This window comes from Desulfosoma sp., assembly GCF_052743555.1.
Genome location: NZ_JBRAHS010000010.1, coordinates 17,050 through 42,745, shown reverse-complemented (window position 1 = coordinate 42,745; position 25,696 = coordinate 17,050). Strand labels below are relative to the sequence as shown.

Annotated in this window: 23 protein-coding genes; 11 read left to right on the top strand and 12 right to left on the bottom strand. The window is 56.8% G+C overall.

The window, feature by feature from the left end; genetic code table 11:
* Positions 1 to 303: 303 nt before the first annotated feature.
* Genes phoU through ACUVSA_RS07880 form a run of 3 tightly spaced genes read right to left on the bottom strand, consistent with a single transcriptional unit; the run spans position 304 to position 3,491 of the window.
* A complete protein-coding gene (phoU, locus tag ACUVSA_RS07890) occupies positions 304 to 963 on the bottom strand; it encodes a phosphate signaling complex protein PhoU (RefSeq protein ID WP_445894395.1) in 660 nt (219 codons plus the stop codon).
* 27 nt (positions 964 to 990) lie between these two features.
* Positions 991 to 2,799 carry a sensor histidine kinase gene (locus ACUVSA_RS07885; protein ID WP_445894394.1) on the bottom strand — a complete coding sequence of 603 codons (1,809 nt, stop codon included), beginning with the start codon at positions 2,797 to 2,799 and terminating at the stop codon, positions 991 to 993.
* Positions 2,796 to 3,491: a response regulator gene (locus ACUVSA_RS07880; RefSeq protein WP_445891146.1), complete on the bottom strand. Its 696-nt coding sequence runs from the start codon at positions 3,489 to 3,491 to the stop codon at positions 2,796 to 2,798. The genes ACUVSA_RS07885 and ACUVSA_RS07880 overlap by 4 nt, the downstream gene beginning before the upstream one ends.
* A gap of 454 nt (positions 3,492 to 3,945) precedes the next feature.
* Between ACUVSA_RS07880 and pstC the strand changes: the two genes are divergently transcribed.
* The 4 genes from pstC to pstB all read left to right on the top strand — a co-directional run bounded on the left by pstC (position 3,946) and on the right by pstB (position 8,856).
* Positions 3,946 to 5,331 carry a phosphate ABC transporter permease subunit PstC gene (gene pstC, locus ACUVSA_RS07875; protein ID WP_445894393.1) on the top strand — a complete coding sequence of 462 codons (1,386 nt, stop codon included), beginning with the start codon at positions 3,946 to 3,948 and terminating at the stop codon, positions 5,329 to 5,331.
* Positions 5,324 to 6,628 (top strand): phosphate ABC transporter permease PstA, encoded by a 1,305-nt coding sequence (gene pstA, locus ACUVSA_RS07870; protein WP_445894392.1) that lies wholly within the window; start codon positions 5,324 to 5,326, stop codon positions 6,626 to 6,628. Before pstC ends, pstA begins: the two co-directional genes overlap by 8 nt.
* Positions 6,629 to 6,804: 176 nt before the next feature.
* A complete protein-coding gene (locus ACUVSA_RS07865; protein ID WP_445894391.1) occupies positions 6,805 to 7,854 on the top strand; it encodes a PstS family phosphate ABC transporter substrate-binding protein in 1,050 nt (349 codons plus the stop codon).
* A gap of 96 nt (positions 7,855 to 7,950) precedes the next feature.
* Positions 7,951 to 8,856 (top strand): phosphate ABC transporter ATP-binding protein PstB, encoded by a 906-nt coding sequence (gene pstB / locus ACUVSA_RS07860; protein WP_445891150.1) that lies wholly within the window; start codon positions 7,951 to 7,953, stop codon positions 8,854 to 8,856.
* Here pstB and ACUVSA_RS07855 read toward each other — a convergent pair.
* From ACUVSA_RS07855 to ACUVSA_RS07820, 8 genes are all read right to left on the bottom strand, one after another.
* Entirely contained in the window at positions 8,837 to 9,595 is a 759-nt protein-coding gene (locus ACUVSA_RS07855) for an ABC transporter ATP-binding protein (RefSeq protein ID WP_445891151.1), read from the bottom strand. The two genes, pstB and ACUVSA_RS07855, sit on opposite strands and share 20 nt — an antisense overlap.
* The gene (locus ACUVSA_RS07850) at positions 9,592 to 10,341 is read right to left on the bottom strand and encodes an ABC transporter ATP-binding protein (RefSeq protein ID WP_445891179.1); all 750 of its coding nucleotides are present in this window, start codon (positions 10,339 to 10,341) and stop codon (positions 9,592 to 9,594) included. The genes ACUVSA_RS07855 and ACUVSA_RS07850 overlap by 4 nt, the downstream gene beginning before the upstream one ends.
* A complete protein-coding gene (locus ACUVSA_RS07845; RefSeq protein ID WP_445894390.1) occupies positions 10,338 to 11,288 on the bottom strand; it encodes a branched-chain amino acid ABC transporter permease in 951 nt (316 codons plus the stop codon). Before ACUVSA_RS07845 ends, ACUVSA_RS07850 begins: the two co-directional genes overlap by 4 nt.
* Positions 11,285 to 12,154, bottom strand: coding sequence for a branched-chain amino acid ABC transporter permease (locus tag ACUVSA_RS07840; protein ID WP_445891153.1), 870 nt, complete (start codon positions 12,152 to 12,154; stop codon positions 11,285 to 11,287). Before ACUVSA_RS07840 ends, ACUVSA_RS07845 begins: the two co-directional genes overlap by 4 nt.
* Positions 12,155 to 12,171: 17 nt before the next feature.
* The gene (locus tag ACUVSA_RS07835; protein WP_445894389.1) at positions 12,172 to 13,377 is read right to left on the bottom strand and encodes an ABC transporter substrate-binding protein; all 1,206 of its coding nucleotides are present in this window, start codon (positions 13,375 to 13,377) and stop codon (positions 12,172 to 12,174) included.
* Between the two features lie 118 nt (positions 13,378 to 13,495).
* Positions 13,496 to 14,341: an MBL fold metallo-hydrolase gene (locus ACUVSA_RS07830; RefSeq protein ID WP_445891155.1), complete on the bottom strand. Its 846-nt coding sequence runs from the start codon at positions 14,339 to 14,341 to the stop codon at positions 13,496 to 13,498.
* Positions 14,342 to 14,736: 395 nt separating this feature from the next.
* Positions 14,737 to 16,377 (bottom strand): acyl-CoA synthetase, encoded by a 1,641-nt coding sequence (locus ACUVSA_RS07825; protein ID WP_445894388.1) that lies wholly within the window; start codon positions 16,375 to 16,377, stop codon positions 14,737 to 14,739.
* A 359-nt stretch (positions 16,378 to 16,736) separates the two neighbouring features.
* Positions 16,737 to 17,345 carry a CBS domain-containing protein gene (locus tag ACUVSA_RS07820; RefSeq protein ID WP_445894387.1) on the bottom strand — a complete coding sequence of 203 codons (609 nt, stop codon included), beginning with the start codon at positions 17,343 to 17,345 and terminating at the stop codon, positions 16,737 to 16,739.
* A 268-nt stretch (positions 17,346 to 17,613) separates the two neighbouring features.
* Here ACUVSA_RS07820 and ACUVSA_RS07815 point away from each other — a divergent pair, with 268 nt between their 5' ends.
* The 3 genes from ACUVSA_RS07815 (at position 17,614) to ACUVSA_RS07805 (ending at position 20,962) form a co-directional block, all read left to right on the top strand.
* Complete coding sequence (locus tag ACUVSA_RS07815; RefSeq protein WP_445894386.1) at positions 17,614 to 19,311, top strand: CTP synthase; 1,698 nt, start codon at positions 17,614 to 17,616, stop codon at positions 19,309 to 19,311.
* 3 nt (positions 19,312 to 19,314) lie between these two features.
* On the top strand, positions 19,315 to 20,190 hold the full coding sequence (kdsA, locus tag ACUVSA_RS07810; RefSeq protein WP_445894385.1) for a 3-deoxy-8-phosphooctulonate synthase: 876 nt from the start codon (positions 19,315 to 19,317) through the stop codon (positions 20,188 to 20,190).
* A 220-nt stretch (positions 20,191 to 20,410) separates the two neighbouring features.
* A complete protein-coding gene (locus ACUVSA_RS07805; protein WP_445891160.1) occupies positions 20,411 to 20,962 on the top strand; it encodes a KdsC family phosphatase in 552 nt (183 codons plus the stop codon).
* Here the strand turns inward: ACUVSA_RS07805 and ACUVSA_RS07800 are convergent.
* Positions 20,928 to 22,070, bottom strand: coding sequence for a geranylgeranyl reductase family protein (locus tag ACUVSA_RS07800; RefSeq protein WP_445894384.1), 1,143 nt, complete (start codon positions 22,068 to 22,070; stop codon positions 20,928 to 20,930). The genes ACUVSA_RS07805 and ACUVSA_RS07800 overlap by 35 nt on opposite strands.
* A gap of 197 nt (positions 22,071 to 22,267) precedes the next feature.
* On the opposite strand from ACUVSA_RS07800, the gene lptC reads away from it, so the two are divergent.
* Genes lptC through rpoN form a run of 4 tightly spaced genes read left to right on the top strand, consistent with a single transcriptional unit; the run spans position 22,268 to position 25,661 of the window.
* Positions 22,268 to 22,855, top strand: a complete 588-nt coding sequence (gene lptC, locus ACUVSA_RS07795; RefSeq protein ID WP_445894383.1) for an LPS export ABC transporter periplasmic protein LptC — start codon at positions 22,268 to 22,270, stop codon at positions 22,853 to 22,855.
* Positions 22,856 to 22,911: 56 nt separating this feature from the next.
* Entirely contained in the window at positions 22,912 to 23,463 is a 552-nt protein-coding gene (gene lptA, locus ACUVSA_RS07790; RefSeq protein ID WP_445891163.1) for a lipopolysaccharide transport periplasmic protein LptA, read from the top strand.
* Positions 23,460 to 24,194, top strand: coding sequence for an LPS export ABC transporter ATP-binding protein (lptB, locus tag ACUVSA_RS07785; protein ID WP_445891164.1), 735 nt, complete (start codon positions 23,460 to 23,462; stop codon positions 24,192 to 24,194). The genes lptA and lptB overlap by 4 nt, the downstream gene beginning before the upstream one ends.
* A gap of 15 nt (positions 24,195 to 24,209) precedes the next feature.
* Positions 24,210 to 25,661: an RNA polymerase factor sigma-54 gene (rpoN, locus tag ACUVSA_RS07780; protein ID WP_445894382.1), complete on the top strand. Its 1,452-nt coding sequence runs from the start codon at positions 24,210 to 24,212 to the stop codon at positions 25,659 to 25,661.
* Positions 25,662 to 25,696 lie beyond the last annotated feature (35 nt).

Below are 25,696 nucleotides of genomic sequence, written 5' to 3'. Positions count from 1 at the left end.
CCGATCCAATTGTTGCTGCTTTAGAAGTTTTTGCAGAGGCCAGTAATGACGGCACCATAGAGTTTCAACGCCGAACGCACTCTAGAAAATCGATGGCAGCCTGTCAAGGGAAGATCATGGGAAACCTCCAGCGCGCTCACCCATATTGGTGCACGCATGTGCTTCATGCATGGCGGGTCGTCCGTGCCCAAACAATGGCACTCCACAAAGGCCTTTTTAGATGGGTTTTGCAAAAGCGGCCCCAGGCTCGCTGCGGGTTTGCGGCCTGCGCCGCTCCCTCAGGCGGCCTTTTCGAAGGGCCTCCTAAGGTTCGTAACGGTGTTTGATATTGACACCTTCCACAATGAAAATCACGCTTTCGGCGATATTGGTGGTCTGGTCTGCGACCCGCTCCAGGCACCGCGCGGTGATAATGGTTTGCACGCCCCTTTCGATGGCTCGGCTTTCGGTGACCATGAGGTCTATCATGCGGCGCAGGACCTTATCGTTCAGTTCGTCGGCTTCGTCGTCCATTTGGCATACATCGTAGGCTTGGGTAACGCTTTGCTGCGCGAAGGCACTGATGGCCACCCGCAGCATATCCATGGCCGTGTTCGCTAAGGCGTCCAGTTCAGGAATGAAGTCCATGGGCGGTCTCTGTGCCAAGAACAGGGCACGCTGCGCAATATTGACCGCCTGGTCGGCAATGCGTTCCAGATCGATGCTCATGCGCAAGGCTCCGATAATAAACCGAAGATCCTTGGCGACCGGCTGTTCCAAGGCCAGTAAGGACAGGCCCAGATGATCGACTTTCATTTCCAGCTGATTCACGGTCTGGTCTCCCTGGATCACCTGAGAGGCCAGCTTCTCATCTCGAGTCTTAAAGGCATGAAGGGCTTTTTGCATGGCGGTTTCCGTCAAGGTCGCCATTTCAAGAATGGTCATGCGCAGTTCTTCCATCTGGTGAATAAAGTGTGATTTCATGAGTTCCTCTCCAAAGATGGGCGCTCCTTAACCCTTCAATGCCTCTTTCCTCTCCGACTCATCGGCACGGTGCACCGTGAAGCAGAAAGCCGTGCCCCGCTCTGTGCCCCGCACCGGGCTTTCCACCCAAACCCGTCCTCCCATGTTCTGCACAATGTGGCGGCAGATGGCAAGCCCTAGACCCGTGCTTCCCGAAGGACTCTCTTTTTGTCGATCCACGCGGTAAAAGCGTTCAAAGACTCGAGCTTGATGTTCCAAGGGAATACCCGGCCCTTCATCTTCGACGGTGAAAAGAACGGTGTCTGCCTGCAGTTGAGCCCGAATGCGAATGGGGGTCGATGGATGACTGTATCGTATGGCGTTATCCAAAAGGTTTTGAAAAACCTGCACCAGAGCATCGCGGTGGGCCCGCACCCACAGGGGTTGCTGAGGAAAAAGGATGTGAATGTCCATATGGCGCTTTCGCGCTTCCGGATAACAGGTTTCCACGGCGGCAGCGACGGCGCCGGCGGCGTCCACGGCCTCTTGAGGAACCTGTGACGGTTGGCTCTCCAACCGAGTGAGCGTGAGCAAGTCATTGACCATTCGGGTCATGTGGTTGGCTTTGCGCAAAATCGTTTCCACAAACATTTTGGCTTCCGAATCCTGCACACATGGGCTTTCCAAGAGGGTTTCGGCATACCCTTTGACCGCGGTCAGGGGGGTGCGCAGTTCGTGGGACACATTGGCCACAAAATCACGGCGAATCCTGGCCAGGCGTTTCAGTTCCGTGATATCGTGCAGGACCACAACGGCGCCTTGCGGCACCATGGGCGTGCGCAAGGAGACCACATGCACGTCGAAGTGGCGTTCCGGGTCCAGAATGATTTCCACATGCGCGGTATCGCGTCCAGCCAGGACCTGGTCACAGGCCTTTTGCAAGTCGGGGTTCAAGAAAACTTCCAAGGGTTTCAAACCCACAGGAGACCTTGGGGCACGCTGGATCTGTAAAGCGGCACGATTGGCACTCTGAATGCGCCCCTCGGCATCCAGAAGAAAAACACCCTCTTTCATCCCTTCCAGAATGGCCTGCAGTTGCGCGCGCTGATCCTCCAAGGCCTTGATTTGCCCTTCGACGCGTGCCGACGTTTTCTGCAACGCCTCGCCCAAGGCGTCCAGCACCGGATAACCCGAAGGCCGTGGTCGATGAAATTCGCGACGTCCCAGAGAGCGCACTATGTCCAGCAGCGGCGTAAGAGGTTTTTCCATGAGGCGTGAAAAGGCAAAAGCGAGGAGACCTGTGCCCATGAAGGACAATCCCAAAATCCACCACAGATGCCTGCGCTGTTGATCCAAAGTGGCTTTGATTTGAGACACGGGCATAGCGATGCGCAGAATGCCTGAAGGAAGATTGGGGATCTGTGAGACGGGCATGGCGCCGTAGAGCAGGTTTTTGCGGATCGTGTCGCTGCTGTGCAGGCTGAACCCAAAGCCGTTCTGTCGGGCGCCCACCACTTCGGGGCGGTTCCAGTGATCTTCCATGAATCCCAGTTTGTCATAGGGTACATGGCTGTCAGCCACCACGCGACCGCCTTGCGCGATGTAAGTGATGCGCAGACCCAGAAGGGAGCCGGCCTGCGTGCACCAGTCATCCAGATCACTGAGCCAGGGAAACGGCACGTGATTTTTCAAAGACCAAATGAGGAAAGTCAATTCCTGGTGCAGTCTCTTTTCGGACTCCTCCAAGAGCACCCGATGCAGCTGGTGGTGAAAGTACGTGCTCGGTGCCAGAACACACACCAGCAGCAGGATCCAAAAGGCCACAAGCAGCCGAGTGCGCACGCTCAAAGACTTCATGAACCACTCCGGTCTCGAAAACGATAGCCGACGCCCCGGATGGTTTCCACGAAACCAGCATAATCTTCCAGCTTTTGACGAAGTCGGCGAATATGGGTGTCCACCGTCCGGGCATAGCCGTCAAACTGATATCCCCATACGCGATCCAAGAGTCGGTCTCGAGACAAAACGCGGCCTTTATGGGTCATCAATTCCAGAAGAAGCTTAAATTCGGTGGCCGTCAGAGTGACCTCTCTTTTGTCGATCCATACGCGATGGGCGTGCGGATCCACTCGAAGCCCTTCCACCGTCAGGGCATCCTGTGTCGGCGTAGGGGGGGCGCTGCGACGAAGCACCGCTTGCACGCGAAGGACCAGTTCTTTGGGACTGAACGGCTTAACCACGTAGTCGTCCCCTCCCAGTTCCAGACCCAAAATGCGGTCCGCTTCCTCGCCTCGAGCCGTCAGCATGATGATGGGAATGGAGGCCGTCTCTTGTTGGCGTTTTATAGCCTTACACACGTCCAGTCCGTCCATGCCGGGCAGCATGAGGTCCAAAACGATCAGGTCCGGCTTTTCGCGCAAGGACTTCTCTAGAGCCGAGACACCGTCTTCGGCTTTGAGGACCTCGTAGTCGGCTGCTTTGAGGTGCCAGGCCACCAGATTCAAAATGTCCTTGTCGTCTTCAACCACCAGGATTTTTCCTCGAGCCACAGACACCTCCATAGCCAAAATCTAACCTAAATCTAACCTCAAGGCCAAGTTCTATGTTCAAAAAATCTTTCAAAAGGGTCGTTTCGTGAATTCATAAAAGGGGGCTTTCCATGCCCCGAAAACTCATCGACCCTTCCAACGATCTTCTTGGCGCAAGGGGTGGAAATGCCCCCACTTATCCTCTCAAAGGCGCGACCTTGCTACTCCATGATGGGCATGGGTATGTAATGCGCATTGTGTCACGAAGCTGTGATGATTGTGTGTCATTACGGTGACATGCTCAGTTCCGCTTGAAAATCGCCACGAATCTTCGGGGTTTAATCCTTCAATATCACTGTAACACGATTGTCACATTTCGGTAACGTCCCGTTCACACGCGTGGCTTAGGATGTCCTGGATCCTAAAGCGCTGCAATGAAGCGCGCCACGTCTCATGATATTGAGAGAGAATGTAAATGAACGGCCTCGTCTTTTGCACCGTCCTTGTCCTCAGTGCAAGCGCTTATGTCTTGGGACAACGCCGCGCCCTTTGCTTGATCGGCGGCAAAGCCCACGCCAGGCACCTTGCTTCCAGACCCCGTTATTACGGAGCGTACGTGGCCTTATGGTGTGCGCTTCCGGCCCTGCTCGTTTTTCTCCTATGGTTTTTTTTGCAACCGGTGGTTTTGGAGCGATGGGTGATCCGCTATTTGCCGGAATCCCTTCAAAACCTTCCCTCGGATCGTTTGGGTCTGGTGCTTAATGATGTGAAGAACTTGGCCAAAGGCGCCATCGTCTCAGATCAAGCGGACCCTGCCATACAGGCTGCGGCCGAGCACTACAGAAGGCTGCACGCCATGACCGGAAAGGCCCTGTGGGTCGCTGTGTTAGGCCTGGCGGCCCTAGGGATGCAGATCGGCTATTGGAAGATCAGGGTTTCTTTTCGAGCGCGCACTCAGGTGGAAAAGCTTTTTCGTTTCTTTTTGCTCATGGCCTCCACGCTCGCCGTCTTTACAACCGTCGGCATTGTCTTTTCCGTGCTTTTTGAGGCTCTAAGGTTTTTTCAGCTGGTTCCCTGGTGGGAATTTTTCTTGGGTCTGAAGTGGAGCCCGCAGATGGCGATTCGGGCGGATCAGGTGGGGGCCTCTGGCGCTTTTGGCATGATTCCCGTCTTTACAGGGACGCTTCTCATCGCTGCTATCGCCATGAGTGTCGCCTTGCCTTTGGGGCTCTTTTCGGCGATTTACCTCAGCGAGTACGCTCCACGAAAGATGCGCGCCATGGTCAAACCCATTTTGGAAATTTTGGCAGGAATTCCCACGGTGGTTTACGGTTTTTTTGCCGCCTTGACCGTCGGCCCCCTCATCCGCCGCCTGGGAGAAAGCTTGGGCTTTTCCGTGGCCTCGGAGAGCGCTTTAGCCGCTGGTTTGGTCATGGGCCTCATGATCGTGCCCTTTGTCTCCTCCTTGTCGGACGACGTGATCCATGCCGTGCCCAACGACCTCAGAGACGGCTCGCTGGCCTTGGGGGCCACCCGTTCGGAAACTATCAAGAAGGTGGTCTTGCCGGCGGCCTTGCCCGGCATTGTGGGCGGAGTGCTGTTGGGGGTGTCTCGAGCCATTGGCGAGACCATGATTGTCGTCATGGCAGCAGGTTTGGCCGCCAACTTGACGGTCAATCCCCTTTCGGCCGTCACCACTGTCACGGTGCAGATCGTCACCCTGCTTGTGGGCGATCAGGAATTCGACAGTCCCAAGACACTGGCGGCCTTTGCCTTGGGACTGGTGTTGTTTGTGGCGACCTTGATCCTCAACATCATTGCCCTTTACGTCGTACGAAAATATCGGGAGCAGTATGAATAATCAAACCGCTACTTCTTCTTCTGTCTTGGCATCGCAGCATTCCCGAACGGTGCACGTGGTGCAGGCGGGATTGCGCAAGCGTTACCGAGCTGAAAAGAGGTTTCAGAGGCTGGGGATGACGGCGGTGGCCTGTGCCCTGGCCTTTCTGGCCTTCATGTTTGGGGACATCGTTTCCAAGGGCTACATGGCTTTTCAGCGCACGGAGCTGCTTCTAGACGTTTATGTGGATCCCGATGTGGTTCATGTGGGCAACTTGGACCAGGCGGATTACCAAAGCCTGGTGAAAAGGAGCCTGGAAAGGCTTTTTCCGGATGTGCGGGCAAGGCAGGAAAAAAGGGAACTTTTCCGTCTGGTCAGTGGGGGCGCTGGTGCGGTGGTTCGAGCCAAGGTCTTGGAGGACACTGCGGTGATCGGCAGAACGATCCCCGTGTGGGTTCCGGCCGACGATGATGTGGATATGGTGACAAAGGGTCATGTGGATCGCCGTTCTGCGGCATCTGAAGGGCGCTTGAGTGAGCGAAGCCTTCGGTGGCTTGATACGCTCACATCTCAGGGGCGACTGGCGAAACATTGGAACACCGCCTTTTTCACCTCGGGGGATTCTCGAGAGCCGGAATTGGCCGGAATTTTTGGCGCTGTGGCCGGATCCTTTTACACCCTGTTGGTCACGCTGGCCCTTTCCTTTCCCATGGGTGTGGCCGCGGCCGTCTACCTGGAAGAATTCGCTCCCAAGAACCGCTGGACCGACGTCATCGAAGTCAACATCAACAATCTGGCGGCCGTGCCTTCCATCGTCTTTGGTCTTTTGGGCTTGGCTGTCTTTCTTTCCTTTTTCGGCCTGCCTCGCTCTTCCCCTCTGGTGGGCGGTCTGGTTCTGACCCTCATGACCTTGCCCACCATCATCATCGCCGGCCGTTCTTCCCTACAGGCCGTGCCGCCATCCATTCGCGATGCAGCGTTGAGTGTGGGAGCATCGCCGATGCAGGCGGTGTTTCATCACGTGCTGCCTTTGGCTCTGCCGGGCATGCTCACAGGGACCATCATCGGCATGGCCAGGGCACTGGGGGAAACCGCTCCGCTGCTCATGGTGGGCATGGTCGCTTTTATTGTGGACATTCCTCGAGGATTCACCGATCCGGCCACCGTCCTGCCCGTCCAGGTCTACTTGTGGGCGGACAGTGCCGAACGCGCCTTTGTGGAAAAGACATCGGCGGCCATCATGGTGTTGCTGGCTTTCCTTATCACCATGAATGCCACGGCGGTCTACCTAAGAAACCGTTTTGAACGACGGTGGTAAAGAAAGGAGGTGCAAAAAAGAGAATTTTGTTTGCGGCCATGGTGTCAAGAGAGCGCGTATCTGAAAGCTTTTTTGAGGACTGAAGGCGATTCGAGGCTTCAAAAGAGCGAGGACGTTGTGGCAATTGCAGAGTTTGCATGAAAACAACCCCTTCAGTGACGAAAAAGGAGCAGGCCATGAAGCGTCTAGGTTTGGTAGTACTGTGTTTGTCTATGGTCGGGGTGTTTCAAGTACCCCCGGAGGTTCAAGCGCGAGACTATATCTATATCGTGGGATCTTCCACTGTATATCCTTTCTCTACGGCCGTGGCCGAACAGTTCGGCAAGGCCTACGGTTTCAAGACCCCTAAAGTGGAATCCACGGGAACCGGTGGCGGATTCAAGCTTTTCTGTGCCGGTGTGGGCGTAGAACATCCCGACATCAGCAACGCGTCGCGGGCCATCAAGAAATCTGAATTGGAAACCTGCGCACAAAACGGTGTACGTGAGCTGGTGGAGGTCAAGATCGGCTATGACGGCATTGTCTTGGCCAACAGCAAAAAGGCTCCCGTGATGCAACTGACGCGAAAGGACATCTTTTTGGCCCTGGCGGCTGAAATTCCCGATCCCAAGGGAGGAAATACTCTGGTAAAAAACCCGCACAAGACCTGGAAAGAGGTTAACTCGGCCTTGCCGGACCAAAAGATCGAAGTGCTTGGGCCTCCGCCGACTTCAGGAACTCGGGACGCCTTTCTGGAATTGGCCATGGAAGAAGGGGCCTTGGAAATTGATGCTCTCAAGGCGCTAAAAAAGACCGATGAAAAAGCCTTCAAAAAGGTGGCCCATAGCCTTCGCGAAGACGGCGCCTGGATCGATGCCGGGGAAAACGACAATCTCATCGTTCAAAAACTTCTGGCCAACCCTAAGGCGGTGGGCGTTTTCGGATTCAGTTTTCTGGATCAAAACACGGACAAGATTCAGGGAGCTCTAGTCAATGGTGTGGCACCGGTTTTTGAAACCATCTCGGCGCAGGAGTATCCCTTGTCCAGGCCCCTTTTCTTTTACGTGAAAAAGGCTCATGTGGGGAGCATTCCTGGAATTCAAGAATTCGTCCAGGAATTTACCGAAGAAAAGGCCTGGGGACCCCAAGGCTATCTAGCCGACAAAGGCTTGATTCCGCTCCCCGAAGCGGAGCGGGCCTCCATCCGCGAAGCGGCGCGTGCCATGAAAACCATGGCTGTGCAATAACGGCTTGTAAAGCTTAAAGCCGTCCGGCACGTGCAAGGGCCGGAGTTTTTCGGTCCTTGCACGCCCTGGCGCACTGGAGTGAGATGGATTATGGTGATGGGGTTCAATACTCTAGTGGGTGCCACGAATTTAAAGATCTGCAAAGATTCGACACTGGGGGATGCCACGGTGGCGCACGACGACGTCAAAGACAAGGGGCAGCCTGGAAAGCCTTCTACAAAGACGGTCGGGGATGTCCATGTGGCGGATCCTCGCATGATGTGCCGCCATGTGAGCGTCTTTTACGGGGGCAAGGAAGCCATTCGGAACGTGTCCATTGACATCGGCCGCAATGAAGTGCTGGCTATGATCGGCCCGTCGGGATGCGGCAAGTCCACCTTTCTTCGATGCCTCAATCGCATGAACGACACCATTGAAGGATGTCGAGTTACGGGCACCATCACCTTGGACGGGCAGGACATCTACGATCCCGATCTGGACGTGGTGTTGCTGCGCGCCCAGGTGGGCATGGTCTTTCAAAAACCCAATCCTTTTCCGAAGTCCATTTACGACAATGTGGCCTATGGTCCCAAAATTCACGGGCTGGCGCAAAGCCGTGAGGAACTGGACGAGATTGTGGAAACGTCGTTGCGCAAAGCCGGCCTGTGGGAAGAAGTCAAGGATCGACTGCATCAGTCGGGAACCGGGCTGTCCGGAGGCCAGCAACAGAGGCTGTGCATTGCTCGAACCATCGCGGTGAATCCCGAAGTGATTCTCATGGATGAGCCGTGTTCGGCCTTAGATCCCATCGCCACGGGACGCATTGAAGATCTGATCCACGAATTGCGAACCCAGTACAGCATCGTCATTGTCACCCATTCCATGCAGCAGGCCGCTCGCGTGTCCCAACGAACAGCCTTTTTTCACATGGGCGATCTCATTGAAGTGGGGCCGACGGACCGGATTTTTACGCGACCGCGCCACAAACTGACCGAAGACTACATCACGGGACGTTTTGGCTAGAGTCCTTGGTGTCGCCGAAAAGTATTTGAATGACATGGTGGTGGTGCAGAATTTCGGGGCCGGGACCCGTCAAGGTGATGGCACCGTCTTCGATAAGAAAAGCCACGTCGGCGACCCGCAAGATGCGGCGCACATGCTGACCGGCGATGAGAAGTGTCAGCCCGCTTTTTCGCAGTTGTTGAAAGGCGCTGCAAAACCGGCGCACCACTTTGGGGCTGAGCCCGAGAAAGGGATCGTCCAGCAACAGGAGGCGAGCTCCGGCCATCAGGCCGCGGCCCAGGACGACCATGCGCTTTTCTCCCCCGCTTAATGCTCCGGCCCTTTGCCGCTTCTTAGCTTTCAGCTCCGGAAACAGGCAAAACACGAGCCGCAGCCTTTCGCCAATGCGGTGGCGGTGCAGATAGCCGCCCACCTCCAGGTTTTCCAACACGGACATCTCCGGAAACACACTCATTCCCTCCGGAACATACACCAACCCCAAAGGAACGATGTCGGCTACGTCCAGCCCGTCGATGCGCACCCCGTTGTAGAGAATCTGCGCCGAAACCGGCCGTATGATGCCCGCGACGGCTTTCAAAATGGTGGTTTTTCCGGCGCCGTTGGGTCCAATCATGGCGACAATCTGCTTCGGCCAGACGCTGAAGGACACGTCCTGAAGTACGGGCGTGGCACCGATGGAGGCGCAAAGGTTGTGGACCTGAAGCAGGGGAGCACCGTCGTTTTGAGGAGTCCGGGTCATGCTTCGTCCGCCCTTTCACGTTCTCCCAAATACGCCGACAGCACTTCCGGATGGTGCAACACTTCCTGGGGTGAACCTTCCACGATTTTTTCTCCTTGGTCCAACGCCACCAGGCGATCGGAGACGCGGGCCGTGAGGTTCAAGAAATGGTCCACCAGCAAAATGGTCATGCCACGCTCACGCAACGACTGCACCAATTGGGCGGCCTGATTGACAGCATAAGGGCTCAGTCCCGCGGCGATTTCGTCCAAAAGCAGCAACGAGGGGCGAGTCGCCAGGGCCCGAGCCACCTCCAGGCGTCGTTGTTCGGAAAGGGTGAGTTCTTTTCCAAGGGTGTGGCGCTTCTCTTCGAGCCCGACCAGGTGAAGCCATGCGGCCGCTTTCTCCTTGTTTGCCATAGCGTGCGGTTCCTGAGAAGGTGGTTTGCCGAACCACATGGCGATGAGCACGTTTTCTTCCGCGGTCATCTCAGGAAAAGGGCGCGCAATTTGAAAAGTCCGAGCGATGCCCGCTCGGCACACGCGATGGGGCGCCCAGCCGGTGATGGGGCGTCCCATGAAGATCACGTCACCCGAGGAGGCTCGCACCAGGCCAGAGATGACGTTAAAAAGCGTTGTCTTGCCTGCGCCGTTGGGGCCAATGAGGCTGACGATTTCGCCTTCGTGCACGGCAAAGCTCACATCCTTTAAGACGGTGCGTGTGCCGAAGCGAACCTCCAGATGATGAATTTCCAAGACCCGTTTCATTTCTTCCAAGATCCCAGGCCCCTTGGAAAAAAGAGCACGGCGGCGACGATCACCAGGCCGTAGATCGCCGCATGTCCCGCGGGCATGACCGGGTGCAAGACCAGTTGGTCCAAGGGATACAGAAACAGGGCCCCGAGGGCCGGACCGTACCAGCGAAAACGCCCTCCGAGGATGGAAAGCACCAAAGGCATGGCCGAAAGATGGGCACTGAAGACGAGAGGGGGTTCCACAAAACCGTGCACATGCGCGTACAGCCCGCCGCACAAGCCCGTGATCACCGCGCTCAGCGTCATGGCGCTCCAGCGCAGCGCATGCACGGGAACGCCGAGAACCCCTGCCGCTTGCTCATCTTCTCGAATGGCGCGCAGGGCCCAGCCCCAGCGGGAATGAATGGCCTTGCGATGCACCCAGATGCCGGCAAGGAGTACGCCCAACAAAGCGTAGTACTGAGCAAAGAGGTTGGAGGCAAAATCAAGGGTCAGCCCGGCCACGCGAAGGACGGGCAATGGGGCGACGCCGACCAGGCCCAAAGACCCAAAAGTGACCGATTCCCAATTGTCCGCGATGACTTTGGGAATTTCTACGGCAGCCAAGGAAACGAGAGCGAAGGTGGCCCCGCGAAGGCTTCGAAACACGGCGGCGCAGAGCGCTCCGTAGACCCCGGCGCTGAGGGCCGCCGCTGTGAGAGTCCAGGCGATGTGGGCGAAGCCGTATTGGTCCATGAGAGCGGCGCCGTAGGCGCCAAGTCCGAAATAGGCGGCGTGCCCCAATGAAATCAGACCGCTCAAGGCCGTCAAGTTCCAGGCCATGGCCATGACGGCGTAAAGAAAAGCCATGGATAGAACCCGGCAGAGCAAATCCGCGTGAGGTGTCGCTGCCGGCCATGCCGCCAATGCTAGGATGACAGTCCAAAAGATGAGCGAGGAACAAAAGAGCTTTTTTTTCACAGTTCCGGGGCCGACCTTTTCCCCACCAGCAGTCCGTGAGGTTTCCACAGCAACAAGAAGATGAGAATCAGCGCACTGACCAGTTCCCGCCAGTTCGTCCCCAGCACCAGCGCGGCACCGGATTCCAAAGCCGCCAGAACACACGCGCCCACCCAAAGGCTTCGCACGTGCCCTACGCCGGCAAAAATGGTGATCACAATGGCAATGAGCGTCGCCTCCATCCCCCCGGCCGGATGCAGATAGGCCAGGCGACCAAAGAGCGGCCCCGCAAGGCCGATCAGTAGGCCGCCGATGGCGAAAGCCAGCGTTTTCATACGCTGCACATGAATGCCCGCGAGTCTGGCCGCCTCACGTTCCTGAATCGTGGCCCGCAGCGCTTTACCCACAAAGGTGTGGTGCAGCATCAGATAGACGGCGGCTGTAGCCGTGGAAGACAGAAGAAGGCTCCAGAGGTGCGTGGAGGTCACCTGCGCGCCTCGCAAAGAGGCCCAGACCGGCTCTTCAAAGGAAGGGATCAGGCGGTAGTCGGCACTGAACAGGAAAAGCATGAGATTTTGCGCGATAAGGGCCAGGCCGAAAGTCATGACCAGAGAATTCAGCTCAAAGGGCTCGCCCACTCGGTTGAGCAACTGATGGATGCCCACGAGAAGCAGGCTGAGGCACAGCATGCAGACGGGAAGTGTCATCCAAAAGGCCCAGCCGTAACCCTTCATCAAGGCATAGGCCAGATAACCGCTCAGAACGATCAGTTCTCCATGAGCCAGGTTAAAGGCGTGGGTGACGCCAAAGATGAGGGAAAATCCCAAGGCGGTCAGAGTGTAGAAAAAGCCGAGGGAAAAAACACCGATCACGAATTGAGTCCACATGATCTTTGCCCGCCGTGCTAATGCGCTGGCACCGTCATGGGAATCCAGGAACCTTGGGCGCGCTGCGCCGGAAAAATCGGCACAAGCCGACCATTTTGAATCTGAACCACCAGCTGCCGATAATGCAGGGGATCACCATGGGCATCGAATTGCACACGTCCCATGGGCCCCGTGAGGTCCATGTTTCTGAGGGCTTCCGCGATGTGGGGGCCGTCCAACGGAGCGGCGCGCTCCGTCACGGCGCGCATGGCTTCAAGCAGCACTCGAGCGGAAGTATACCCGTGCATGACCGTGGACGTGGGCTCACGCCCGTAGGTGGCTCGAAATTTTTCCGTAAACCGCTGCGATTCTTCTTCCGTTCCCGGATATGGAAAATCCGAATGCCAGGCACTCAGGCCCACAAGGTTTTCGGCAGCACTGCCCATTTGTTGAATGAATTCCGGGTAGGCCACGCCCCACGGTCCGACGTAGGCTGTCAGAGGAACCTTTTGTTCACGAATCTGCCGTACCAGGATCAGGTGATCCGAAAAAAAGGCGGCACTAATGAGCACGTCCACCTGAAGAGAGCGCATTTTGAGAAGAATCGGTGAAAAGTCAGGGGTGCCGGAGCGAAACTTTTCCACCAAAACCAAATCCATGCCCGCATCGCGAAGACACTGAAATAGGGTTTGAGAAAATTCCGTAGCGCCAGGCGTGGCGGCATGCAAAATAGCCACTTTCTTGCCGGGTAAGATCTGAGGAAGAAATTGGCACAGGGGTTCTGTGACCCCGTTAAGATGCGTGATGCGGAAAAAGAAGGGATTCTTGCCCCGCAAAGTGAGGTCTTTTTGCAGGCTCGCCGAGGCCACATAGGGCACTTGGGCTTTGGAGGCCAGCTGGCTGATGGGGCCGACCAACGAATCCACGTAGCCGCCCGTCAATGCCGTCACCTTTTCGCGATAGATCAAGTCTTGCACCTGATTGATCGCCGTTTCCGGATGACTCTGATCATCTCTCGACACCAGCTGCACTCGGCGACCGCCGATTCCACCCCCCGCATTGACCTCTTCCACCGCCGTTTCAATGCCGCTGAGGATTTCCTGACCGTGATTGGCCAGTTTTCCTGTAAGCGGATTCACGGCTCCAAGGCGCACCACATCACCCGGCGGCCCTTGAGCATGGACGGCCGCGACCTCCGCGACCCACAGAAAAACGCACAGCCACAACACCCATGGCCGCCGCATCGTCCCCATTCCTTCCTAGCTGCCTCATGCAGCCTTTATGAAATGTCTTTTGCGCGTATCCACGCACCCACCATAGGCTATGGGGCCGAAAGGGGCAAGATGGTCTGTGTCGGCTGCCTCAATCCGCCACCTCCAACACGTAGCCGACGGGGGCAAAAGCGAAATGGGTTCCGAATGCCGCTGAGAGCCTGGCAATGGGCCCTTGGCCGGTGCAGTGGCTGACCGCGAGAATCTGGATATCAAAGCGCTTGAGGGCTTCCATGGTCCTGTTGAGCTGGTCCAGGGGCGAAAAGCCCAGGTGCGTTCCCCCAAGGACGGCGTAGACGCGGGTTTCCCCCGTATGGCGGGTCAGATGGTCCAAAATGTTGATCAACCCGGCATGGGCGCAACCCAAAATGACCACAAGGCCTCTGGATGTTTTCAGGGCCATGGAGTAGTCGTCGCGAAAGGGGTCGGGTGTCCAGTCGCCGTTGGACCGAAGCACAAACTTGGGGTCTCCCGTTTCAAAATCGGTGCGCCGAGGCACTTCCCCCGTCACGAACACATCTGGGGCAATTTCCTCGAAGGTTTCCACCCACTGAAATTGAGCGCCCCGAGTTGTCAGATAGGCCTCTTTCCATGGCAAGCCGATGGAAACGGGTTTTTCCACAGGGCCCACAGGCATGTAGCGAAACCGTTCCAAAAGCACGTCCGAATGGGCCACCACCGGGCACGGGCCACGCACTCCAAGAAAAGCCAACATGCCCCCCGTGTGGTCAAAGTGGCCGTGACTGAGCACCAGCTTGTCCACCTTGGAAAGATCCTTTTTGAGGCGGAGGGAGTTTTGAATTAAACCGAATCCTTGGCCCGTATCAAAGAGCAGGGTGGCTTTCGGCGTTTCCACGTAGGCGGCAAAGCCGTGTTCCCCGATGAGCCCAGGCACGGGAACGGTGTTTTCACAGAGCACGGTGACTCGAAATGCCATGGCCCTTTCCTCCCTTTCTGTGGTCAGCGCCCGCCTCGCCCCAATTTCGCCACGGCCGCATGGGCGGCTCCCAGCACCCCCATGGGGCGTCCGCAGGTGGGCATGCAGCGGGAATCTCAAAGAAACCCACGCTTAAGGACTCCCGCGGGCGCGCCAGAACCGCTTTTTTCCCCTCTAGCGCAAGCTCCGGGGAGTGTGTTTGAGTGTCGCTGTCACGGCTTACTTTTCCAGGAAGGCTGCAAGGCGCCATACAGCCTCACGCCATCCGCTGTGCTGGAAAGATGGCGCACTCGCATTTTCCCTGCTTCTTGCCGTGACAAGGAACTATAACCCAAATGGAAGAGGCGGCATAGAGCCCATGCCGCCTCGTCGTTATGTGAATGCGCCTTAAGCCTTTATTTCCTCAGCATACGCCGGAGCAGCTTTCCGGTCGGTGTTCTCGGCAAGCTGTCCACGTATTCCACAAGGCGCGGCAGCTTGTAGACGGCGATGTGCTGCTTGAGGAATTCTTTCAGTTCCTCAAAGAACGCGTCTCCGCCTTCATAGCCGGGTTTGAGGACGATGAAGGCCTTGGTGACCTGGCCTTTTTCCGGATCCGGCACACCGATGACACCGCAATCCGCCACGGCCGGATGTTTCAGAATGGCTTCTTCCACTTCCGCAGGGCCGATGCGGTAGCCGGAACTCTTGATCATGTCGTCTTCGCGGGACACGAAGAAGATGTTGCCGTCTTCGCGCATGTAAACGGCGTCGCCCATTTGGTTCCAGCCGTTCTTGACACCCTTTTGCTGGGACTTGAGCAAGCGCTCTCCATCCACGTAAGGCTTCCAGTACAAGGTGCCCGACGGACCCTTGATGATCATGCTGCCCACGTCGTTGGGCTTGCAATCCTTCCATTCTCCATCCACCACGCGCACCAACACGCCGGGCAAGGCCTTGCCGATGGAATTAGGCACAGGCTCAGGATTCAAGGTGTTTGAGGTGAGCAGGTGCAGCATCTCGGTGCCACCCAAACCTTCCCAAATAGGTTGACCTGTCAGGTTCTTCCAACCTTCCAGGGTTTCTGCCCCCAACGCGTCACCGCCGGAGGTGCACAGACGCACACTGCTGAAGTCGTATTTCTTGAAGTCGGGGAATTTCATTAGGGCTCGATAGGCCGTCGGCAGCCCTGTGAGCACGGTGATTTTGTGTTTTTGAATGAGTTCCATCATGTCGGCGGGGGCGAATTTGGGCAGCAGCGAGATGGCCGCACCGCCTTCAAAGGGAATGAGCGTGAAGGTGCCGAAGCCGGCCGCAAAGGAAACCGGAGCCGCGCCGCCCAAAACGTCACCCGGCTTCAAGTTGTACACGTACTTGTTCACCAAGCGGGATTCAATGATCACGGGGCGAACGAAATGCACGCAACCCTTGGGCATGCCCGTGGTGCCTGAAGTGTACAGAATGACCCCGATGTCGTTGGCCTTGAGCATGGTCGCTTGCAGGTCGGGGGATCCCTGCTGCAGCATTTCTTCATAGACTAGGTTGCCCTGCGCCTTGACCTCATCAGGGTTGCCGCCGATGACGATGACCTTGGTGCCGTATTCAAAATCCGGCTTTGCTTCTTCCACGGGGCCCATGAGCGGCGCATTGACCACGAAGTATTTCATTTCCGCATTGTTGACCACAAAGGCCACCTCTTCCTTGGACCATAAAGGCGAGGTGGGAATGGGAATGGCCCCGATCTTTTCAATGGCAAAAATGGTGACAAGGGCCTGAGGGGAGTTGACCAGACGAATGCCGATGCGGTCTTGAGGTTCAACGCCGGCGGCTTTCAGAGCGTTGCCGAACTTGTTGACCATCTGTTGAAGCTGGGCGTAAGTGAACTGCTTGTCCATGAACTTGATGGCAATGTTGTCTCCCCGCCCTTCTCGAACATGCCTGTCCAGAAGATAGTCGGCCAGATTGAGTTCCATCGGGGTGTCGGCAAATTCTTCCGGCACAATGTATTCGGGCCACATGTCTTTTGGGGGGAGATAGTTTTCCGGTATCTTCGCCATGCTTAATCCTCCTTGACCTGCTCGTTGGACATGGATGCCTGCAGCGCCTCATCGCCCGGCATCAAGTCACGGTTCCCGCACTTTACTACGCGTGCTCCACACCACCTCCTTTGCCGAACCGATGATTTCTCAGGTCTGGAAACCCCTGCACCCACCTGCCGCGCAGGCAGTAACCTTCTTTGAAAACGCCATGCGAAAACGACAGTAAAACCCTGGTGAAAATGGCGCGTGAGGAAGGAATGAGGCGTTAGAGGAATGTCCGCGTGAGATGGCCGTGCCCGCTTTGGGCTCAGGGCTCATGAAGGATGCATCACAATGCGGGTTTTACCGGTCTTGCCTTTTTTAAATCGGTGGAATGTTCACACCTCCGCCGAAACAACTTCGATGCCTTCCTCCTTCAAGGATCCGAGGATCGGTTCCATGGAACACTTCTTGAGGCGAAAGGAGTACACGGCCTCATCGGCCTTAGTGGGCCGTACATGACACACACTGATGATTTCGGCCCCTTGATCCTGCAGCAGCCGCGTGACACTGTCCAGGGACTGTTTGGGGCCGACCAACTTCACATCGAGTCGACTGGAACTTTGCATCAAACCCAGCATGGAAATGAAAGCCGAGAGCATATCCACCACCGTGATGACGCCCACAAGTTTGGACCCGTCCACCACGGGCAGGCCCCCGATGCGGTTTTCCAGGGCCAGCTGCGCGGCTGTTTCCAGAGAATCGTCGGGGCTGACCGTGATGGGCCGTCGCACCATGACGTCTTCCACAGAAAGATCTTCCAACATGGAGGCGATGAGCACGCTGCGCAGGTCCGCGTCCGTCACCCAGCCGACCAAGGTGCCGTCCGATTGCACCACGGGCAAATGGCGTATGGAATGACGCTTCATCAGTTTCAAGGCATCCTGAATGGATGCCTCTTTGGCGGTGGTTACCACATCCGTGGTCATCCAATGACGTACGATCATTGCGGAACCTGCCGATCGAGACGGTAAGACGTGCTGATCGATGTTTTGTGCGCTGCGGTGGCGGGCCTGCCCCAATCCAGGGCCCCTTCGTACCGAAGCCTAAGAAAAGTGGCTCCGGATTGCAAGAGAAAAATCGTACATGGTGGCCGCAAGGCCGGACAGTCCGTGCGTTGACTTGAGTGGGCCCTGCGCTATACTGGGCGCGTGTGCGCAAGCCTTGTTGGGGTGTGACGGTTTCGGCCACCTGGGGCGAGAAAGGATCAACGTTTTGAGAGAACCCAAGTATATCTTCATTACCGGAGGGGTTCTTTCCTCCTTGGGCAAGGGTCTGGCGGCCGCTTCCATCGGAGCGCTCATGGAAAGCCGCGGCCTTCGAGTGACGCTGCAAAAACTGGATCCTTACATCAATGTGGATCCGGGCACCATGAATCCCTTTCAGCATGGCGAAGTGTACGTCACGGATGATGGGGCGGAAACGGACCTGGATCTCGGCCATTACGAGCGCTTTACCCATGCGCGCATGAGCAAGCGCAACAACTATACGTCGGGCAGCATCTATTACAGCGTGATCACCAAGGAGCGGCGAGGGGACTATCTAGGAGGCACGGTGCAGGTCATTCCCCATGTGACCGACGAGATCAAGGCCTGCATTCGTCAGGTGGCCGAAGGGGTGGATCTGGTCATTGTGGAGATCGGCGGAACCGTCGGGGACATAGAGAGCTTGCCCTTCTTAGAGGCCATCCGCCAGTTTCGCATTGATGTGGGCCGGGAAAACGCCCTCTACATTCATGTGACTCTGGTGCCGTATGTGAAGGCCGCGGGGGAGGTGAAAACCAAGCCCACGCAGCACAGCGTCAAGGAACTGCGAGGTATCGGTATTCAGCCGGATATTTTGCTGTGCCGAACGGAGTTTCCTTTGTCCAAGGACATCAAGGCCAAGATCGGCCATTTTTGTAATGTGGAACCGGACGCTGTCATCACGGCCAAGGATGTGGAGTGCATCTACGAGGTGCCCTTGTGTTTTCACGAAGAAGGGCTGGATGAAAAGATTCTGAAAAAGCTCAACATCTGGACCCGTGCACCTCACCTGGATGACTGGCGGGAACTCATTGGGCGCATGAAAAATCCGTCTCGCCATGTGACCATCGCTGTGGTGGGCAAGTACATTGATCTGCGAGAATCCTACAAGAGCCTCAACGAGGCGCTGGCTCACGGCGGAGCCGCCAACGACGCTCGAGTCCACCTCCAATACATCGATTCGGAAGACGTGGAACGCACCGGGGGGGAGGCGTTGCTGGAGCAGGCGGACGGCATTCTCGTGCCTGGAGGTTTCGGGTCTCGAGGGATCGAGGGCAAGATCAAGGCCATCCGCTATGCTCGAGAACGTGGGGTTCCTTTTTTCGGCATATGCCTTGGCATGCAAATGGCGGTGGTGGAATTTGCCCGGCACGTGGCGGGTCTGGAAGGGGCGCACAGCATGGAAATTGACAAGCACACGCCCCACCCCGTGATCTTTCTCATGCGGGAATGGTTAGATTACAAAAACAACCGGCGAGTGCATCGGGATGAGGACGCCGATTTGGGAGGCACCATGCGCCTTGGGGCCTATCCATGCCTGCTGGAGCCGGGCAGCTTTGCCCATGCGGCCTACAAAAAGGTGGAAATATCGGAAAGACATCGGCACCGGTACGAGTTCAACAACGAGTACCGGGACATTTTGGGCCGGGCCGGATTGCGCTTTACGGGGTTGTCCCCGGACCGCAACCTGGTGGAGATCATCGAGCTGGCCGATCATCCGTGGTTTTTGGGCTGTCAATTCCACCCGGAATTCAAGTCCAGGCCCATGCACCCTCATCCGCTCTTCACAGCCTTTGTGGAAAAGGCACTGGAATATAGTGAAGGAAGAGGCCATGAGGCCAGCGGGAAGGATTCGGCCTCGGTGAGTGAGCGGCAAGAAAGGGAGTAATCCATGGGAAGCGACACGGTGCCTTCTATTTGGATTCAGGGGCAGCCCTTTGGCAAGGATCGGTTTTTTGTCATCGCAGGACCTTGTGTTCTGGAGAGCGAAGGTCTGGCTGTGCGCGTGGCGTCGTCCATGGCCCGCATGTGTCGGGAACTGGATATTCCCTATATCTTTAAGAGCTCCTACGACAAGGCCAACCGCACCTCCGTTACATCGTATCGTGGCCCCGGGTTGGAAAAAGGCCTCAAGATTTTGGAACGCGTGCGATCCCAGGTGGGCGTGCCCGTGATCACCGATGTCCATGCCGTGGCAGAGGTCGCGGCGGCGGCTCGAGTCGTGGATGTTTTACAAATCCCCGCTTTTTTGGCGCGACAAACGGACCTAGTGGTGGCCGCTGCCAAAACGGGAATGCCCATCAATCTCAAAAAGGCTCAATTCCTGGCGCCTTGGGATATGTTTCACGTGGTTCGAAAGGCGGAAAGCGCGGGGAATCGACAAATTTTCATCACCGAACGAGGCACGTGCTTTGGCTACAACACCTTGGTGGTGGATATGCGTTCGGTGAACCTGCTCAGCCGGTCTGCGTATCCCCTGGTGTTTGACGCCACCCACAGTGTGCAGATTCCCGGAGGCCAGGGCACGGCTTCCGGAGGGGAACGTCGCTATGTGGAAAGCCTGGCTCGAGCGGCCGTGGCGGCGGGAGCCGACGGGGTGTTTATGGAAGTTCACGAGGATCCGGATCGGGCGCTCTGTGATGGCCCCAATTCCGTGCCTCTGGAAGAGGTCTTGGCCATTCTCAGAGCCTTAAAGGACCTTTATGAGATCACTCGAAAGCATCCCTGGCGACTGCACGACACCCCCCCTTTATCGGGCAAGGCCTGAACGGTGGGCCAAGGCAGCGGAACGCACCCTCCTGCATGGCGCACAGGGGCGTGTCCGACAATGGCTTTTGGGGGCCGTTTTCTTTTCATTCCATTGGATTGCCGCAAGGCGCGCTCAGGCATCGCGGCTTGCGCTGCTCCCGCAAAAAAATATTCTCAGACAAACTCCTCAGGCGATCAAGGGGGAATGGTGCCGAGGTTTTTCCTAGGAGCAGCGAACGATGACCATGACAGTGCATGAAGCGATCCGGAAAAGAATTCTTGCCGTACGGATGGTGATCTTTGATGTGGACGGCGTGCTCACCGACGGCGGCATCACGATCCATGACGACGGATCCGAATCCAAGACCTTTGACGTCAAAGACGGCCACGGCATGAAACTCTTGCAGCGTGCAGGTCTGGAGATCGCCATCCTTTCCGGGCGCTCCTGTGCGTGCGTGGAACACCGGGCCAAGGGGTTGGGCATCGAGCATGTCTACCAGGGCTTTCATCGCAAGTTGGACGCATATGAGGCCATCAAGGCGTCCACCGGTTTAGAAGACGATCAGATGGCTTATGTGGGCGACGATCTGATCGACATTCCGGTCATGCGCCGTGTGGGCTTTGCCGTGTGTGTACGGGATGCCGTGGAACATGTCAAATCCTTTGCCCATTACGTGACACAACGAGACGGCGGCAAAGGGGCGGCCCGGGAAATCTGTGAACTGATTTTGAAGGTGCAGGGCCTATGGCATGGGGTCACGGACCGGTATTTCCAAGACGACCCAAGCTGAACCGTTTCAGCAGAAAGTGCTTGTAAGTGGTTTCTCCCAAAGGAATGCCCAGAAATTCTTGCGCCCACAGGGGTCTTCGGGCAAAGAGGCTCAGAAAAAACCCTGGAAACCAATAAACCCATCGAGCGAAAAAGGCGGCGTACCGAAGATTGTCACCCAGGACCTTGAGACACCGGGAACGGTAGACCTGAGGTAGCGGGTGTCGCAAGGATCCTTTCACGGCTTCGGCGACGGTGTCCGCGGCCAATTGCCCGGATCGCATGGCGTAGAAAATTCCTTCTCCGGAAAAAGCTTCACCAAAGCCGCCCGCATCCCCGGCGTAAAGCGTTCGCGGAGTGCCGAGCACCGAAGCAATGCCGCAACAGGGTATGGTGCTGCCTCGATAGCCGGTGCTGTGCGGAACGCCAAGCCTGCGCACAAAGTCGTGAAAGGCTTTCTTGGTGGACAAGGGCCCGCTGTGAAGCCCTCCCACGCCGATGGAAAAAGCATTACGAAGGGGGAAAACCCAGCCGTATCCATGAGGATAGGCATCAAAGTAAAATTCCAAAACGGGTTTTTCGCAACGTCTGGAAGACCGAAGAACCGAAGCGGCGTCGCGGCGAGTCACCGCTTTCCAGCGCATTCCCAAGCGTGCCGGACCTGAAAGGCGCCGGTTCAAAACCCCTTCGGCTCCGTGCGCCACAATGGCATAGGCACTGCGGTACACTCCCCGCGTGGTGCGCACCTTCACATCATGTGGTGTTTCTTCCAAACCCAGCACCTTTTCTTGCGTATGCACGACGGCGCCGGCTTCTCGAGCCTTCTCCACAAGGAAGGCATCAAAGACTTCCCGGCGAACCAGCACGGCGATGGGTTGAGGGCGCCGCGCTTCCAGAACTCGAGAGGCATAGTGGGCTCGAATGCCGTACGCGAAACCCTCTTGAACGAAGGCGGGCAGTGCAAAATCCAGGGTTTTGACGCCGTTCATGGACAGGGCGCCTCCGCACGGCTTGGCTCGAGGAAAGCTTGCCTTTTCCAGACACAGGACTTGAAGACCATGCTGCGCGGCTCTTCGCGCAGCCGAAGATCCTGCGGGACCTGCCCCAATGACAACGCAGTCCGCGATCATTCTTTTTCCCGTATATCCACAAACACACCATCACTTGTTCGCCCCTGATTTGTCTCGGGGGCTTACGGGCGACACCTAAAGGCAAAAAGCGGGACTGTCAATCCCTCGATGTAGGGCATCATTCTTTACAGTGCGAGGAAGCGCGTGTTAAATAACTTGAGAAATCTAGTAGAAGAGGCGAAGGAGTGGCGCGCATCATGAAAAGAAGCGCCAAGGTGATTCCTTGGCTTGTGGGGGCGGCGGCCGTCGTGGCGGCCGGGGTTTTTTTTCAGGCCCGGCTGCAGACCCATGAAGACAAGAAGGTGGAAAAAGCGCTCGCCGTGTCTTCGCTGGATTCCGATATTCGGCTGACCAACATGGATTACACGGAGATGCAGGAAGGCCGGCCCATGTGGCGCCTCACGGCCCAAGAGGCCAAGTACTACGAAGGGGAGCAAAAGACGCTGCTGACGCAGGTGGCCCTGACGCTTTTCATGGACGACCATCAGGAAATGCATCTGGTCAGTGATCACGGGCTGCTGCATACAGGCCGAAAAGACATTGAACTGTGGGGCAACGTGACCGCCCGCGTGCCCCAGGGCTATGAGATGCACAGCGACAAGGTTTACTACGACCATGCGGCGCAAAGAATCGGATCCCATTCCCCCGTGCGGTTGGTGGGGCCTCAAGTGGATCTGCAGGGGCTTCAGTGGCACTACGATGTGGTGTCGTCAACGGTCCTTGTGGAAGGGAACGTGCGGGCGGTGGTGAGAGGATTCTTTGGAGCGCGGACTGGAGGATCATGAGCGGGCATGGAAAAGCGGCACGCCGGACGTGCAAAAGGGTGCGCAAAAGGTGCGGGGTGCGATGCATCCTGGTGGTAGGCTTGGCGGCCTGGATGTTGGCGCTTGCCCCTGGACTTTCGGCGCAAAGCCGGACCTCTTCGCCGGAGCCTTCTGGGCGGGAGGCTGCGGCGCCCATTCAGATCGCCAGCGATCGCATGGTGGCCGACCAGAAGAATCGCACAGTAGTTTTTGAAGGCCATGTGACGGCCCAACAGGGAACCATGACCATCACCGCCGCAAAGCTCACCGTCTACGGTGCCGAGAAGGCCAAGGGTGCCGGAGCGGCCTCGGGGCACGTGACAGGAGAACAGATCGAGCGTATAGAGGCGGAAGGCCATGTGGTCATTTCGGAAGGGGATCGCGTGGCCACGGCTCAAAAGGCTGTCTTGGACAACAGACAGCAAAAAATCGTTCTCATGGGTGACCCCGTGCTGGTGCAGGGCCAGGACAAGGTCCAGGGTGAGGTCATCACGCTCCACCTTCAAGACCGCACAAGCATTGTGGAAGGCCGAGCGGGGCGGCCCGTGCAGGCGGTCTTTCATCCCAAGGAGTCGCTCCAGAAGCCATGACAAAGGCGGGACGTGTTCTTCGCACGCACAATCTGGTGAAGCAATACGGCGGGCGGGTCGTGGTGGATCACGTGAGCTTGGAGGTGCATCAAGGTGAGGTGGTGGGGTTGTTGGGCCCCAACGGTGCCGGGAAATCCACGACCTTTTACAGCGTCATCGGCATCATTCGACCGGACCACGGCGCGGTGTACTTAGACGGGGACAACATCGTTCGGGATCCCATGTACTTGAGGGCCCGCAAGGGCATCACCTATCTGCCTCAAGAGCCCTCCGTATTCCGCAAACTGACGGTGGAAGAAAACCTTCTGGCTGTGATGGAAACCCTGAAAATCGGCCGAGAGGAAAGAAAACAGAGGCTTCATGAGTTACTGCGGGACCTTCGCATCGAGCACCTGGGGCGAAGTCGGGCGGACAGACTCTCGGGCGGGGAGAGGCGTCGGTTGGAGATCAGCCGAGCTCTGGTGACGCAGCCCAGCTTCATCTTGTTGGACGAACCCTTTGCGGGCATCGATCCCATAGCCGTCGTGGAGATACAAGGCTTGATCCGTTCGTTGAGAGAGCGCGGGATCGGCGTTTTGATTTCCGATCATAATGTCCGAGAAACGCTTCGAGTCTGTGATCGAGCCTACATCATGCATGAAGGGCGCATTCTCGAACAGGGGCCTCCCCAGGTGATCGCGCAAAGCGAACTGGCTCGCAGAACCTACCTCGGGCACGAATTCAGCCTTTGAAGACGGGAAGACGGCATGGCCTTGGAACTCAAGCAACACATGAAACTAACGCAGCAACTGATCATCACACCGCAGTTGCAGCAAGCCATCAAACTCTTGCAACTGTCTCGACTGGAATTGTTGGAAACGATTCAGCAGGAGCTGGAGGTCAATCCGGTGTTGGAGGAGGTGGCGGAGGGCGTTGAAGACGAGGGCGTGAAAGATGAGGTGGAGCCGGAGGCGGCGAGGGTTGAAGAGCGTTATGATGAGGTGGAAATTACGGAAAAGGTTCGCGACGATTTCGACTGGGAAAGCTTTTTGGAAGACTACAGCACCTACGCACCGGTGACCAATGAAAGGGATCCAAATCAGGAACAACCCTCCTTTGAACAGCGTTTGACGTCCAAGCCTTCCCTGGAAGACCACCTCATGTGGCAGTTGTGCCTGTCCGATTTCACGGAAGAAGAGCGTGCAATCGCCGCGCAGATCATCGGCAATCTCAGTGCCGACGGTTACCTGGTGGCCGGTCTGGATGAAATCGCGCAGCTCACGGGCGCCTCCGAGGATTGCGTGGAAGCCGTGCTCAAGAAGGTGCAATCCTTTGACCCTCCCGGTGTGGCCGCCCGAACACTAAAGGAATGCCTGCTCATTCAAGCGCGCAGCCTGGATGTGCCCAACACCCTGGCGGAAACGATTATCAAAGACTATCTGCCCTACCTGGAAAACAAGAATTATCAGGGGCTGGTCAAGGTGCTGCGGCGAAGCAAGGAGGAAGTGCAGGCGGCGGTGGAAGTCATCCTCAGCTTGGATCCCAAACCGGGCCGAGCCTACAATGAGGAGGACGTGCATTATGTGAGCCCGGATATTTTTGTCATCAAGGTGGATGATGACTTCGTGGTGGTGCTCAATGAAGACGGCTTGCCCAAGTTGCGGGTGAATCCCTACTACAAGGAAGCCTTGCGGCGGGATTCCGCCGTGCCGGAAGATGCGAAGGAATACATTCAAGGTAAACTCCGTTCCGCGGCCTGGTTGATCAAAAGTATTCATCAACGCCAGCGCACCCTTTACAAAGTGGCTCAAAGTATCGTCAACTTTCAAAGGGAATTCTTTGAAAAGGGCATCGCTTACCTAAAGCCCATGGTCTTAAGGGATGTGGCCGAGGATGTGGGCATGCATGAATCGACCATCAGTAGAGTTACCACTAATAAGTACATGCACACGCCTCAGGGGATTTTTGAGTTGAAATATTTCTTCAACAGTTCCATAAACAGCGTGGTGGGTGAAGCGGTGGCTTCAGAAAGTGTCAAGGAACGCATTCGCCGGCTGATTCGTGACGAAGACCCCGCGAAGCCTTACAGCGATAAGGATCTGGTGAATCTTTTAAAGAGGGAAAATATTCAGATCGCGCGCCGAACAGTGGCCAAATACCGAGAAATGCTCGGCATTCTTCCGTCCCACAAGAGAAAGCGCGTGCTCTGGGGAACGTGACCAAGACCCTCGAAAGGGTCGCAATGTACCCATGA

Bases quoted from the DNA above. Each gene is read 5' to 3' on its own strand.
- phoU (WP_445894395.1), bottom strand. From the start codon at position 963: ATGAAATCACACTTTATTCACCAGATGGAAGAACTGCGCATGACCATT.
- ACUVSA_RS07885 (WP_445894394.1), bottom strand. From the start codon at position 2,799: ATGAAGTCTTTGAGCGTGCGCACTCGGCTGCTTGTGGCCTTTTGGATC.
- pstC (WP_445894393.1), top strand. From the start codon at position 3,946: ATGAACGGCCTCGTCTTTTGCACCGTCCTTGTCCTCAGTGCAAGCGCT.
- pstA (WP_445894392.1), top strand. From the start codon at position 5,324: ATGAATAATCAAACCGCTACTTCTTCTTCTGTCTTGGCATCGCAGCAT.
- ACUVSA_RS07865 (WP_445894391.1), top strand. From the start codon at position 6,805: ATGAAGCGTCTAGGTTTGGTAGTACTGTGTTTGTCTATGGTCGGGGTG.
- pstB (WP_445891150.1), top strand. From the start codon at position 7,951: ATGGGGTTCAATACTCTAGTGGGTGCCACGAATTTAAAGATCTGCAAA.
- ACUVSA_RS07855 (WP_445891151.1), bottom strand. From the start codon at position 9,595: ATGACCCGGACTCCTCAAAACGACGGTGCTCCCCTGCTTCAGGTCCAC.
- ACUVSA_RS07850 (WP_445891179.1), bottom strand. From the start codon at position 10,341: ATGAAACGGGTCTTGGAAATTCATCATCTGGAGGTTCGCTTCGGCACA.
- ACUVSA_RS07840 (WP_445891153.1), bottom strand. From the start codon at position 12,154: ATGTGGACTCAATTCGTGATCGGTGTTTTTTCCCTCGGCTTTTTCTAC.
- ACUVSA_RS07835 (WP_445894389.1), bottom strand. From the start codon at position 13,377: ATGCGGCGGCCATGGGTGTTGTGGCTGTGCGTTTTTCTGTGGGTCGCG.
- ACUVSA_RS07830 (WP_445891155.1), bottom strand. From the start codon at position 14,341: ATGGCATTTCGAGTCACCGTGCTCTGTGAAAACACCGTTCCCGTGCCT.
- ACUVSA_RS07825 (WP_445894388.1), bottom strand. From the start codon at position 16,377: ATGGCGAAGATACCGGAAAACTATCTCCCCCCAAAAGACATGTGGCCC.
- ACUVSA_RS07820 (WP_445894387.1), bottom strand. From the start codon at position 17,345: ATGATCGTACGTCATTGGATGACCACGGATGTGGTAACCACCGCCAAA.
- kdsA (WP_445894385.1), top strand. From the start codon at position 19,315: ATGGGAAGCGACACGGTGCCTTCTATTTGGATTCAGGGGCAGCCCTTT.
- ACUVSA_RS07805 (WP_445891160.1), top strand. From the start codon at position 20,411: ATGACCATGACAGTGCATGAAGCGATCCGGAAAAGAATTCTTGCCGTA.
- ACUVSA_RS07800 (WP_445894384.1), bottom strand. From the start codon at position 22,070: ATGATCGCGGACTGCGTTGTCATTGGGGCAGGTCCCGCAGGATCTTCG.
- lptC (WP_445894383.1), top strand. From the start codon at position 22,268: ATGAAAAGAAGCGCCAAGGTGATTCCTTGGCTTGTGGGGGCGGCGGCC.
- lptB (WP_445891164.1), top strand. From the start codon at position 23,460: ATGACAAAGGCGGGACGTGTTCTTCGCACGCACAATCTGGTGAAGCAA.
- rpoN (WP_445894382.1), top strand. From the start codon at position 24,210: ATGGCCTTGGAACTCAAGCAACACATGAAACTAACGCAGCAACTGATC.